This window comes from Halomonas sp. BMC6 (assembly GCF_964204995.1).
GTDB lineage: Bacteria > Pseudomonadota > Gammaproteobacteria > Pseudomonadales > Halomonadaceae > Vreelandella.
Genome location: NZ_CAXNSH010000001.1, coordinates 3,232,457 through 3,244,756, shown reverse-complemented (window position 1 = coordinate 3,244,756; position 12,300 = coordinate 3,232,457). Strand labels below are relative to the sequence as shown.

Sequence of the window (12,300 nt, the reverse complement as noted above, 5' to 3'; positions counted from 1 at the left end):
AACTATACGGACAAGTGAACTATACGGACAGATGGTGTTCTGACAATCGTGACACTTGGAGGATTCGATACGATGGCACGATTATTCGCTTGGGGACTGTTTCGTCGACTAAAAACGCGTGTTTGGGCGGTGAAGCGTATTGCCCGCGCGCTAACACTCTTTTTGCCGATGACTCGCGATGTGCTGAAGGGCGACTTCAGGCCGATTCCTTGGTCTGCGTTTGGCACCATGGCATTGGCGCTGGCGTATTTGGTCATGCCGTTCGATTTGATTCCCGACTTCTTGGTGCTGCTGGGCGTGGTCGACGATGTCTTGATCGTGGGCTGGTTACTGAACCGCGTCGATATGCACTTGGCCGACTACCGCGCCTGGAAGTCTGAAACCGCAGCCGCCGGCGCTTCTTCGCATACACCTTCTTGAAATCCCTTCGCTTATCCCCATATTGATCTCACCATCTTCTCTGCTCCTGCCGATAGGCAGGGGCGTTAAGCAACATGTGATCAATGAGGGCTAAGCGCATGACCACGGCGACCCACGAAGAAACTCTTGGCTTTCAAACGGAAGTTAAGCAGCTCCTAAACCTGATGATCCACTCCCTGTACTCCAACCGGGAGATTTTCCTGCGTGAGTTGATTTCCAACGCCGCAGACGCCTGCGACAAGCTACGCTACGCCGCGCTCGACAACGACGCGCTCTACGAGGGCGACAGCGAGCTGCGTATCGAGATAGAGCACGACCGCGACGCCAACACCATTACGCTGCGTGATAATGGCATTGGCATGAACCGCGAAGACGTCATTGCCAACTTGGGCACCATTGCGCGTTCAGGCACGGCAGAATTCCTGAAGCAGCTCTCCGGCGAGCAGCAAAAAGACGCCAAGCTGATCGGTCAGTTCGGGGTTGGTTTCTATTCCGGTTTCATCGTGGCCGACGAAGTGGCCGTACGTACCCGTAAAGCGGGCACGGCCGCATCGGAAGGCGTCGAGTGGCGCTCCAAAGGCGAAGGCGAGTTTACCGTTGCCGATATCGAGCGTGACGTTCATGGCACGGAAATCACCCTGCATTTGAAAGACGATGCAAAAGAGTTCGCCGACGACTACCGCCTGCAAAGCTTGGTTCGCAAGTACTCTGACCACATCGAAGTGCCGGTGCGCATGCCCAAGGTCGAAACCGCCAAGGATGACGACGGTAACGAGATCGAAGGTAGCGAAGTGACGACGTGGGAAACCGTCAACGAGGCCACCGCGCTGTGGGCTCGCCCCAAGAGCGAGGTCACCGACGACGAATACAAGGCGTTCTACAAGCACGTTGCCCACGACTTCAGCGACCCGCTCACCTGGAGTCACAATAAGGTCGAGGGCAAGCTCGAGTACACCAGCCTGCTTTACGTGCCGGGCCGTGCGCCGTTCGATATGTTCGACCGTGACGGCTCTCGTGGCGTCAAGCTCTACGTGCAGCGCGTCTTCATCATGGACGATGCCGAGCAGTTCCTGCCGCTCTACCTGCGCTTCATCAAAGGGGTGCTGGATACGCGTGATTTGTCGTTGAACGTCTCCCGGGAGCTGCTGCAGCAAGATCCCAAGGTCGACAAGATCAAAGGGGCGCTCACCAAGCGCGCGCTGGACATGCTCAAGAAGCTGTCCAAGGATAGCGAGCAGTATCAAACGTTCTGGAACACCTTTGGCAGCGTGCTGAAAGAGGGGCCGGGTGAAGACTTCGCTAACCGCGAGAAAGTCGCTGGCCTTCTGCGTTTTGCCTCTACCCATACCGATACCGCCACGCAAGAGCACTCGCTGGCCGATTACGTCGAGCGTATGAAAGAGGGGCAGAAGAAGATCTACTACGTGGTGGCGGATAGCTTCAACGCTGCGAAGAACAGCCCGCATCTGGAGATCTTCCGCAAGAAAGGCATTGAGGTGCTGCTGCTCTCTGACCGCATCGACGAGTGGCTGATGAGCCATTTGACGGAATTTGACGGTAAGTCGTTTGCCGATGTGGCGAAAGGTGAGCTGGATCTCGGGGATGTCGAAGACGAAGCCGAGAAAAAAGCGCAGGAAGAGACGGCCAAGGCGAAGGAAGATCTCGTGAAGCGCGTCAAAGAAGCGCTAAGCGACGGTGTTCAAGAGGTGAAAATCACTCATCGTCTCACCGATTCCCCCGCTTGTGTGGTGCTGCCCGAGCACGAAATGGGCTATCAGATGCGTCGTATCATGGAAGCGGCCGGTCAGAAATTGCCGGACGTGAAGCCCATTCTTGAGCTCAACCCTAACCATGCCCTGGTGGCGCGTTTGGAAAATGCGCAAGGCGACCTGTTCGGCCAGCTAGCCCATATTTTGCTGGATCAGGCGATCATCGCCGAGGGCGGCCATCTGGACGACCCGGCGGCCTACGTGAAGCGCCTCAATAGCGTGTTGACGGCCTAATGCCTTAAGCTCGTCAATGGCGGCCCGCTTGGTTTACCAAGCGGGCCGCTTGTTTTGTTAAGGTCGTGCTTATCAAAATGGGTGGTGAGCAGGCCCACCATTACGTAGAAGAACTTCAGGACATGGCTATGGCAGAGCAGCAAAGTAACGTCGCGGTGCTGGGGGGCGGGAGTTTTGGCACCGCGCTGGCCAGTATCGCTGCCGACAACGGCGCTAACGTGCGTCAATGGATGCGCGATGACGCGCTGGTCGCGCAGATCAATCAGGAGCATCGCAACGGGCGCTACCTGCCCGACTATGCGATCAATCCAGCCGTAACGGCATCGACCGATTTGAAAACGGTGCTGACGGGCGCTGAACTAGTGCTGATTGCCATCCCGTCGAAAGCGTTTCGCGCCGTGGTGCAAGCGGCCAAACCCTGGCTGACGCCCGAGCAAATTCTGGTCAGTACCACCAAAGGGATCGAGCAGGATAGCTTTTTACTGATGAGCCAGGTGCTGGAGCAAGAGACAGGCTTTCCTCACATCGGCGTCATCGCCGGCCCTAATCTGGCCTCAGAGATCGCCGACAAGCAGCTGACCGCCACGGTGATTGCCAGTGCTGATGCGCTGACGCGCACGCGGGTGCAGCAAGCGTTGGGTTGCCGCTACTTCCGGGTCTACGCCAGCAATGATCGCCATGGGGTCGAGCTGGGCGGTGCGCTAAAGAATATTTATGCCATTGCGGCAGGCATGGCGGCGGCGTTGGGGATGGGGGAAAACACCCGTAGTATGCTGATGACCCGTGCCCTGGCCGAGATGAGCCGCTTCGCCGTTGCCCAGGGGGCCAATCCCATGACCTTTTTGGGGTTGGCGGGCGTTGGCGATCTGATCGTGACCTGTTCGTCTAACCTATCGCGCAACTACCGCGTCGGCCATGCGCTGGGCACGGGGCTTGCGCTAGAGCAGGCGGTAGCCGCGTTGGGGCAGGTGGCCGAGGGGGTCAATACCGTCAAGCTGGTCTGCGCCAAAGCCCGGGAACTGGGTGTTTATATGCCGTTGGCGGAAGGTTTAAATCGCGTGCTTTTCGATGGCGTGCCTGCGCAGGAGATGGCGGGTACGCTCATGCTGGGAGAGCAGAGCAGCGACGTGGAGTTTATCCTGCCCCGAGAAGCGGTTCAGCAGGCGCATCGTGAGCAGGCTCATCAGGATCAGCAAGACAGCGGAGGTCGCCATGAATAGCGGCATGCAGGATTCTTTCAATAGCGTACTGATCATGCGGCATGGTGAAGCCGCCCCCGGCTTCCCTGATCACGCCCGCCCACTCACGCCGCGCGGCGAACGCGAGGCGGAGACGATGGCACGCTGGCTGGCATCGCGTATCGAGCAGGGCGAGCTGGCGCGGCCGACACTCTACGCCAGCCCCTATGTGCGAGCACAGCAAACCGCCCAGCGCATCAGCGATGCTCTGGGGGCGCCGCTCAATACGCTGTCCTTCATTACTCCGGAAGACCCGCCCGGCGATGTGAGCGAGTGGCTGCTCAACCATCCTTTCGACACGCCGATCATGCTGGTCAGCCACATGCCGTTAGTAGGTGACTTGGCTGGGCTATTGGTCGAAGGAGCGCCGAGCCAAGGCGTCGGTTTTCCCACCGCAGCCATCGCCGAGTTGGAGGCGGACGTTTGGGCGGCAGGTTGCGCTCAGCTCAAGCGTTTTACGCAGCCCAGTCAGCTCACCTAGTGTGAGCCAAAAAAAAGCGGCTGCCGAAGCAGCCGCTGTTGGACGATGGCCGTGTCATTTAGAGCAGCGCATCCAATTTCTCTTTCAGCAAGCCGTTGACCTGCTGGGGGTTGGCGGTGCCGCGTGAGGCTTTCATCACTTGGCCCACGAAGTAGCCAATCATCTTGCCGCGTTTCTCCGGCTCGGAGTCACGGTACTGCGCGACCTGTGCCGGGCTTTCGGCAATGACCTGATCGATCATCGCTTCAATCGCGCCGGTGTCGGTCACCTGTTTTAGGCCTTTGGCCTCGATGACGGCATCTGCGCTCTCGCCCTGGCCGTTCCACAGCGCTTGGAAGACCTGCTTGGCGGCTTTGCCGTTGATGGTGTCGTCCAGCACACGGCCAATCAGCTCACCCAGCTGCTGGGCAGATACCGGACTGTTTTGAATGCTCAGATTTTCCCGGTTCAGCGCGCCGGAAAGCTCACCCTGAACCCAGTTGGCCGCCTGCTTGGCGTCGCCGCAGACGCGATGTACTTCTTCAAAAAATTCCGCCATTTCGCGGCTGGCCGAGAGTACGTTGGCGTCGTACGCCGATAGGCCCAGTTCGTTCTGGAAGCGGGCGCGTTTATCGGCGGGCAGTTCCGGCAGTTGGCTACGCAGGTGATCCAGGTAGGCTTGATCCAACACCACCGGCAGCAGGTCGGGGCAGGGGAAGTAGCGGTAGTCGTTGGCTTCTTCCTTGGTGCGCATGCTGCGGGTTTCGTCGCGCTCGGGGTCGAACAGACGAGTCTCTTGCACTACGTGGCCGCCATCTTCGATCAGCTCGATCTGGCGTTCGACTTCGAACGCAATGGCGCGCTCCACAAAACGGAACGAGTTAACGTTTTTAATTTCTGCGCGAGTCCCGAACGCCTCTTGCCCTTTGGGCCGCACCGACACGTTGACGTCACATCGCATCGAGCCTTCGGCCATGTTCCCGTCGGAAATGCCCAGGTAGGTCACGATGGAGTGGATCGCTTTGAGGTAGGCGGCGGCTTCTTTGGCGCTGCGCATGTCCGGCTCGGAGACGATCTCCAGCAGCGGCGTGCCGGCCCGGTTCAGGTCGATGCCCGTCATGCCGTGGAAGTCTTCGTGCAGCGACTTGCCGGCGTCCTCTTCCAGGTGGGCGTGGTGGATGCGAATCCGCTTGGTGGTGTCGTCATCCAGAGTGATCTCTACTTCACCCGCGCCGACGATGGGGTGGTACATCTGGCTAGTTTGATAGCCCTTGGGCAAATCCGGGTAGAAGTAGTTTTTGCGATCGAATACCGAGACCTCGGGGATCTCGGCGTGCACGGCGAGACCAAACTGTACGGCCATGGCCACGGCCTGCTCATTGAGCACCGGCAAAACCCCCGGCAGGCCCAAGTCGACGGCGCAGGCCTGGGTGTTCGGCTCGGCGCCAAATGCGGTGGAGGCGCCGGAAAAAATCTTAGAGCGCGTTGCGAGCTGAACGTGGACTTCCAGCCCGATCACGGTTTCCCATTGCATTAGGCGTTCTCCTCGGCAAAGGCGGGCAGTTGAAGGTGCCAGTCGGTCGCTTGTTGGAACTGGTGGGCTACGTTGAGCAGCTGCGCTTCGGCAAAGTGGGTGCCCAGAATCTGCAGGCCTACCGGGCGGCCACCGGCAAAGCCAGCGGGAACGCTGATGCCAGGGATGCCTGCCAGGTTGACGGCGATGGTGTAGATGTCTTGCAAATACATGGAGACCGGGTCTTTTTTCGCGCCGAGGTCAAAGGCCGGCGTGGGAGAGGCGGGGCCCATCAGTACATCGACATCCTCAAAGGCGTCGAGGAAATCTTGACGAATCAGGCGGCGCACTTTCTGCGCTTTGGTGTAATAAGCGTCGAAGAAGCCTTCCGATAGCGTGTGGGTGCCGATCAGAATGCGGCGTTTCACCTCTTCACCAAACCCTTCTGCCCGCGAACGGGTGTAGAGATCGACCAAGTCCGCAGGCGCATCGCAACGATGACCAAAACGTACGCCGTCGAAGCGCGACAGGTTCGAGGACGCTTCGGCAGGGGCGATGACGTAGTAAGCCGGAATCGCGTAGTGCGTATGCGGCAGGCTGACTTCGCGCACCGTGGCACCCAGCGACTCATACACTTTCACCGCGTCACGAACGGCTTTCTCGACCTCGGGATCCAAACCGTCGCCAAAGTACTCTGTCGGCAGGCCGATTTTAAGGCCAGACAGCGGCGCGTTCAGAGACTCGGTGTAGTCCGGCACGCCACGGGCGACGCTGGTGGAGTCACGGACATCGTGACCGGCAATCACGTTCATCAGGTGCGCGCAGTCTTCAGCGGTGCGCGCCATGGGGCCTGCTTGGTCGAGACTGGAGGCATAGGCGATCATGCCGTAACGGGACACGCGCCCGTAGGTGGGCTTCAGGCCGGTAATGCCGCAGAACGCCGCCGGTTGGCGGATGGAGCCGCCGGTGTCGGTGCCCATGGCTGCCGGTGCAAGGCCCGCGGCCACGGCTGCTGCGCTGCCGCCGGAGCTGCCGCCAGGCACTGCAGACAGGTCCCAGGGGTTTTTGACCGCACCGTAGTGGCTGTTTTCATTGGAAGAGCCCATGGCGAACTCATCCATATTGGTTTTGCCCAGGCTGATGGTGCCCGCAGCGCTCAGTTTCTCTACCACGGTGGCATCGTAAGGCGCGATGAAATTATCGAGCATCTTGGAGCCACAGCTGGTTTTCACGCCTTGGGTGCAGAAAATGTCCTTGAGTGCCAGGGGGATGCCGGTCAGTTTGCCCGCTGTGCCACTAGCGCGCGCTTTGTCGGCGGCGTCGGCGTGGCGGAGTGCCTGCTCGGCAGTGACGGTGATGAAGCTATTGAGCTGGCCGTCGGCTCGCTCAATACGCTGTAAAAAGTGCGAAGTCAGCTCGCGGCTGGAGAGTTCGCCGCTGGCGAGGGCGGCGGCAAGCTGCGTTACGGTTTTGTCATGCATGACCCGGAAGCTCCGTTCAGGGGCGAATAGAATAAGCGGAAACGAGCGACGTGGGTGGGTTACTCGACCACACGCGGGACCAAATAGAGGCCGTTTTCCACTGCCGGGGCGCAGCGCTGGAACGTGTCGCGCTGGTTGGTTTCCGTGACTTCGTCGGCGCGCAGGCGCTGCGTCGCATCCAAGGGGTGAGACAGCGGCGCGACGCCCTCGGTGTCCAGGCTCTGGAGCTGGTCGACCATGTCCAGAATGCGGCTGAGATCGTCGACAAAGCCACTGGCTTGGTCATCGCTAACGGCGAGTCGGGCCAAGTGTGCGGCCCGGCGCACATGAGATTCTTCAAGCGCCATGATCGAGGTTTCCTCGCAATCGTGATGGAACATATTTCGCTTTAAGCGGTATACATACGGTCATCTTAAATTCGTCTGACGGAGCAGACGTGGAAAATAGCCGCAAAAGGTACCACATAATGGCCCTGACGGGCAGTGTTCGGCACGACTCGTGCTTGCTGCCAAGGGGTTGCGGTGATACCGTTTGCATCCGCACAGGGTTCCCGGTCTGCACTAGGTAACAACATCCATGTTCAAACGTTTGAGGGGGCTGTTTTCCAGCGATCTATCGATCGACTTGGGTACGGCCAACACACTGATTTATGTACGCGGTCGTGGCATCGTGCTTGATGAACCGTCCGTAGTCGCCATCCGCCAGTCTGGCAACATGCGTAGCGTCGCGTCGGTCGGTGCCGATGCGAAACGTATGCTTGGCCGCACGCCTGGCAACATTACGGCTATTCGCCCGATGAAAGACGGCGTCATTGCCGACTTCACCGTTACCGAGCAGATGCTGCAGCACTTCATCCGTAAGGTGCACCAGAGCACGTTCCTCACGCCCAGCCCTCGCGTTTTGGTGTGTGTGCCGTGCATGTCGACCCAGGTCGAGCGTCGTGCTATCCGTGAATCGGCAGAGGGGGCAGGTGCTCGCGAAGTCTTCCTGATCGAGGAGCCGATGGCGGCCGCGATCGGTGCCGGGCTGCCGGTGGAAGAGGCACAGGGCTCGATGGTCGTAGACATCGGTGGTGGTACTACGGAAATCGCGATCATTTCGCTCAATGGCGTCGTGTACTCAGAATCGATCCGCGTAGGCGGTGACCGTTTTGATGAGGCGATCACCGCGTACGTGCGCCGTCACTACGGCAGCCTGATTGGTGAAGCCACCGCCGAGCGTATCAAAGAAGAGATTGGCTGCGCCTACCCAGGTGGCGAGCTGCGCGAGATTGACGTGCGTGGTCGTAACCTCGCCGAAGGCATTCCGCGCAGCTTCACGCTGAACTCCCATGAAATTCTCGAAGCACTGCAAGAGACGCTTGGCTCCATCGTGGCCGCCGTGAAGAGTGCTCTCGAACAGTCACCGCCTGAACTGGCATCGGATATCGCCGAGCGTGGCTTGGTACTGACCGGCGGCGGCGCGCTGCTGCGTGACCTGGACAAGCTGATCGCTGAAGAGACCGGCCTGCCGGTGATCGTGGCAGAAGATCCGCTGACCTGTGTTGCGCGTGGGGGCGGTAAGGCGCTGGAAATGATCGATCAGCACACCTTTGAGTTGCTGTCGAGCGACTGATCGCAGCGGTTTATCGCGGGGGATTGCCTATTAAACCGCTGTTTTCACACGGGCCGCTACCCGGTTACCGGCTATTCTTCTGTGTGCTGGCGGCAAGCGCGTTGATGTTTGTCGACCACCGCTTTACACGTATGGAAGATGTGCGTGCCCAAATGACCACGATCGTTGCGCCCATTCAGTGGGTGGTTAGCGTGCCCAGCGACCTGCTGAACTGGGGGGCGCTAGCCCTCTCGGATCAGCAGGCGCTAGTGGATGAAAACCGTCGCTTGCGCGAGCAACTATTGACGCTCTCTCATCGTGGTCAGCGCTTGGCGAACTTGACCGCCGAAAATGCGGAGCTGCGCCAGTTGCTTGGCGCTGCCGAGCGTCGCGACATCCCCTATATCACGGCGGAGCTCTTGTCGCTGGATAATGACCCCTTTAGCCATCAAATGGTGGTCGATCGTGGACACCGCAACGGTGTCTATGTGGGGCAGCCCGTGATCGATGCATCGGGCCTCGTGGGGCAAGTGACGGCCGTGTCAGCATACTCTAGCCGTATCCTGCTGCTTGCCGATGCCAGCCATGCCTTACCGGTTCAGGTCAATCGCAATGGGCTGCGTTTCATCGTACAAGGGACCGGGCGCTACGGCAGTGTGAACGTCCTTCACGTGCCGGATACGGCCGATATCCGCGTCGGCGACCTGCTGACGACATCTGGCCTGGCGGGGCGTTTTCCGCCGGGCTATCCGGTGGCGCGTGTGACCGAGGTGTACCACGACCCCGGTCAGCCGTTTGCCCGCGTGGTGGCCGAACCTTCGGCCCAGCTCCAGCGGTCACGCCACTTTTTGCTGCTTTTTCCGCCCCCCCGTGAAGAACTGGATGCGTCTATTTGGGATGAGTCCATGGATATTTCAGCCGATGCCCTCCATGCTGCTCAGCGGCTTGGCCAGCCAGCGACCCCACTCGTAGAGGAGGAGCGCTGATGGCGCGTGCGCCGATAGTACCGCTGGTGGTGGTATGGATGAGTTTGGTGTTGGCCTTGTGTTTGCAGGTCATGCCGTTAGCCGATGGATGGCAGGTGTTCCGTCCCGAGTGGATTGGGCTGATGCTCATCTACTGGTGCATGCGTGCCCCGGATAGAGTCGGGGTCTTTCATGGCTTCGTGTTGGGGCTGTTGATGGATCTCATCGAAGGCACCGCGCTTGGCCAACACGCGCTCATTTTGTCGTTGCTGGCCTTTTTGGCAGCACTGGTCTATCCCCGATTTCGTGCGTACTCGCTCGTTCAGCAGTCGGTGTTGGTGCTGGTGCTGTTAGGGTTGGTGCAGCTCATCGAGCAGTGGCTGCGTACATTGACCGGCGACTTTTCGATTCATCTCTCGTTCTTGATCCCATCATTGGTGAGTGCGCTGCTCTGGCCGTGGCTCTCTACGATGTTCAAAGCCATCGAACGGCGAATCGCCAATGCGTGACGTGGCCTCGCCTCCCGTCCTCTGTTTGGCCTCTGCCTCTCCGCGGCGCCAATCGCTGTTGGCATCGATTGGCGTATCTGTCAGCGTCATGCCCAGTAATATCGACGAAACGCCCTGGGAAGGGGAGACGCCGGCAGCGTACGTAGAGCGGTTGGCGGTGGCCAAAGCCCAGGCTGCAATGGGGAAAACCACGCTACCCGTGCTAGGGTCGGACACGGCCGTCGTCGTCGACGGGGCAATTTTAGGCAAGCCGGTCGATCAGCAGCACGCAGCCAACATGCTGTCCCAACTGTCAGGTCGCACCCATCACGTGCTGACGGCAGTAGCGGTCAGCGGGCCTCGGGGTATACTCTCCTGCTGTGTGACCACCGAGGTCACCATGCGCGCGTTAACGGCAGAGGAGATCGCGTGCTACTGGCAGACCGGGGAGCCGGCCGACAAAGCCGGCGGGTATGCCATTCAGGGGCTGGCGGCTATCTTTATCGAACGCATACAGGGCAGTCATTCCGCCGTCGTGGGGCTGCCACTCTTTGAAACCACGCGCTTGCTTCGCCAGCAAGGGGTTCCTGTTTGGGCGGGCCGTTATCCCTCGTAACCACCGACTCATCGCCCGCTGCGCTGGCAAGGAATAGGACATCCAATAAGGAATTTTGCATGAGCGGTGAAGTCCTCATCAATTTAACGCCCATGGAGACCCGCGTTGCGCTGGTAGAAAACGGCGTATTGCAAGAGGCGCTGATCGAGCGCTCTCGCAGGCGCGGTATCGTAGGCAATATCTACAAAGGCAAAGTGGTGCGCGTACTGCCTGGCATGCAGGCTGCCTTTGTTGATATTGGCTTGGAGCGCGCAGCCTTTATCCATGCCCACGAGGTCATGCCGCCGGGCACGCCCAACGACGAACAGCAAACCATCGGGCAACTGCTCCATGAAGGCCAGGCGCTGGTCGTACAGGTCACCAAAGACCCCATCGGCACCAAAGGGGCGCGGTTGACCACGCACCTATCGATCCCTTCACGCTACCTCGTCTACATGCCCGACTCGCCTCATCACGGGGTGTCGCAGCGCATCGAGGATGAACGCGAGCGCGAGCGTTTGAAGACGCTGTTGGATAAGAGCATCGACGAACAAACCCTCGAGGTGACGGGCGGTTTCATCGTGCGCACGGCCGCAGAGGGCGTGGGCGATGAAGAGTTGGCCAGCGACATGTACTTCTTGCTGCGCATCTGGCGCAAGGTCAGCGAGCGCAAGATCACCGCCGCGCCGCCCAGTGTCATCTACGATGACTTGCCGCTGTTCATGCGCACCCTGCGAGACGTGATGCGCGATGACATTGAGAAAGTCCGCATCGACTCCCGGGAAAACTTCGTCAAGCTCGTTGAGTTTGCCGAAGAGTTCATGCCCGATGCGGTGGATCGTATCGAGTATTACCCGGGCGAGCGGCCGATTTTCGATCTCTATAGTGTCGAAGACGAGATCCAGAAAGCGCTAGGTCGCAAGGTGCAGCTGAAATCGGGAGGGTACTTGGTCATCGACCCCACCGAGGCCATGACCACCATCGATGTGAACACCGGTGGCTATGTGGGGCATCGCAACCTCGAAGAGACCATCTTCAAGACGAATTTGGAAGCGGCCACTGCCATTGCGCGCCAGCTTCGGCTGCGTAATTTGGGCGGTATCATCATTATCGACTTCATCGATATGGTGGACGTAGAGCACCAGCGCCAGGTGCTGCGGGTATTGGAAAAGGCGCTGGAGCGTGATCATGCGAAGACCAAATGTACCGGCGTCACCGAGCTTGGCTTGGTGCAGTTGACGCGCAAGCGTACCCGGGAAAGTCTAGAGCAGACGCTCTGCGAAGCGTGTCCTACCTGTAGCGGTCGCGGTACGCTCAAAACCCCAGAAACCATCTGTTATGAAATCTTCCGGGAGATTCTTCGCGAGGAGCGAGCTTACAGCGCAGAGACCTATATGGTGCTGGCGTCTCAGCCGGTGGTGGATCGTCTGCTGGATGAAGAGTCTGCGGCCGTTGCGGACCTGGAGACCTTCATCAATAAAACGATTCGCTTCCAGGTAGAGCAGCACTACTCTCAAGAGCAGTACGACATCGTACTGATGTAA

At 59.4% G+C, this 12,300-nt stretch carries 12 protein-coding genes; 9 read left to right on the top strand and 3 right to left on the bottom strand.

What is annotated here, in order from left to right; genetic code table 11:
* The first annotated feature begins 72 nt into the window (after positions 1-72).
* The 4 genes from AB6K10_RS15880 (at position 73) to sixA (ending at position 4,142) form a co-directional block, all read left to right on the top strand.
* Entirely contained in the window at positions 73-420 is a 348-nt protein-coding gene (locus AB6K10_RS15880; RefSeq protein ID WP_339119259.1) for a DUF1232 domain-containing protein, read from the top strand.
* A 98-nt stretch (positions 421-518) separates the two neighbouring features.
* Positions 519-2,423, top strand: a complete 1,905-nt coding sequence (gene htpG / locus AB6K10_RS15875) for a molecular chaperone HtpG (RefSeq protein ID WP_159342587.1) — start codon at positions 519-521, stop codon at positions 2,421-2,423.
* Positions 2,424-2,551: 128 nt separating this feature from the next.
* Positions 2,552-3,643, top strand: a complete 1,092-nt coding sequence (locus tag AB6K10_RS15870; protein WP_339119258.1) for an NAD(P)H-dependent glycerol-3-phosphate dehydrogenase — start codon at positions 2,552-2,554, stop codon at positions 3,641-3,643.
* Positions 3,636-4,142 (top strand): phosphohistidine phosphatase SixA, encoded by a 507-nt coding sequence (gene sixA, locus AB6K10_RS15865; protein WP_339119257.1) that lies wholly within the window; start codon positions 3,636-3,638, stop codon positions 4,140-4,142. The genes AB6K10_RS15870 and sixA overlap by 8 nt, the downstream gene beginning before the upstream one ends.
* A 58-nt stretch (positions 4,143-4,200) precedes the next feature.
* On the opposite strand, the gene gatB is transcribed toward sixA, so the two are convergent.
* The 3 genes from gatB to gatC are packed head-to-tail and all read right to left on the bottom strand — an operon-like array spanning position 4,201 to position 7,462.
* A complete protein-coding gene (gene gatB / locus AB6K10_RS15860; protein WP_159342585.1) occupies positions 4,201-5,655 on the bottom strand; it encodes an Asp-tRNA(Asn)/Glu-tRNA(Gln) amidotransferase subunit GatB in 1,455 nt (484 codons plus the stop codon).
* Positions 5,655-7,115 (bottom strand): Asp-tRNA(Asn)/Glu-tRNA(Gln) amidotransferase subunit GatA, encoded by a 1,461-nt coding sequence (gene gatA / locus AB6K10_RS15855; protein WP_305946655.1) that lies wholly within the window; start codon positions 7,113-7,115, stop codon positions 5,655-5,657. The genes gatB and gatA overlap by 1 nt, the downstream gene beginning before the upstream one ends.
* A 59-nt stretch (positions 7,116-7,174) precedes the next feature.
* Complete coding sequence (gene gatC / locus AB6K10_RS15850; RefSeq protein WP_054641298.1) at positions 7,175-7,462, bottom strand: Asp-tRNA(Asn)/Glu-tRNA(Gln) amidotransferase subunit GatC; 288 nt, start codon at positions 7,460-7,462, stop codon at positions 7,175-7,177.
* Between the two features lie 229 nt (positions 7,463-7,691).
* Between gatC and AB6K10_RS15845 the strand changes: the two genes are divergently transcribed.
* The 5 genes from AB6K10_RS15845 to rng are packed head-to-tail and all read left to right on the top strand — an operon-like array spanning position 7,692 to position 12,300.
* The gene (locus AB6K10_RS15845; RefSeq protein ID WP_018915723.1) at positions 7,692-8,729 is read left to right on the top strand and encodes a rod shape-determining protein; all 1,038 of its coding nucleotides are present in this window, start codon (positions 7,692-7,694) and stop codon (positions 8,727-8,729) included.
* Positions 8,730-8,752: 23 nt separating this feature from the next.
* Positions 8,753-9,694, top strand: coding sequence for a rod shape-determining protein MreC (gene mreC, locus AB6K10_RS15840; RefSeq protein ID WP_305946656.1), 942 nt, complete (start codon positions 8,753-8,755; stop codon positions 9,692-9,694).
* Positions 9,694-10,182, top strand: a complete 489-nt coding sequence (mreD, locus tag AB6K10_RS15835) for a rod shape-determining protein MreD (protein ID WP_159342582.1) — start codon at positions 9,694-9,696, stop codon at positions 10,180-10,182. Before mreC ends, mreD begins: the two co-directional genes overlap by 1 nt.
* Entirely contained in the window at positions 10,175-10,777 is a 603-nt protein-coding gene (locus AB6K10_RS15830) for a nucleoside triphosphate pyrophosphatase (protein ID WP_253015956.1), read from the top strand. The genes mreD and AB6K10_RS15830 overlap by 8 nt, the downstream gene beginning before the upstream one ends.
* Before the next feature lie 59 nt (positions 10,778-10,836).
* Positions 10,837-12,300, top strand: coding sequence for a ribonuclease G (rng, locus tag AB6K10_RS15825; protein WP_159342580.1), 1,464 nt, complete (start codon positions 10,837-10,839; stop codon positions 12,298-12,300).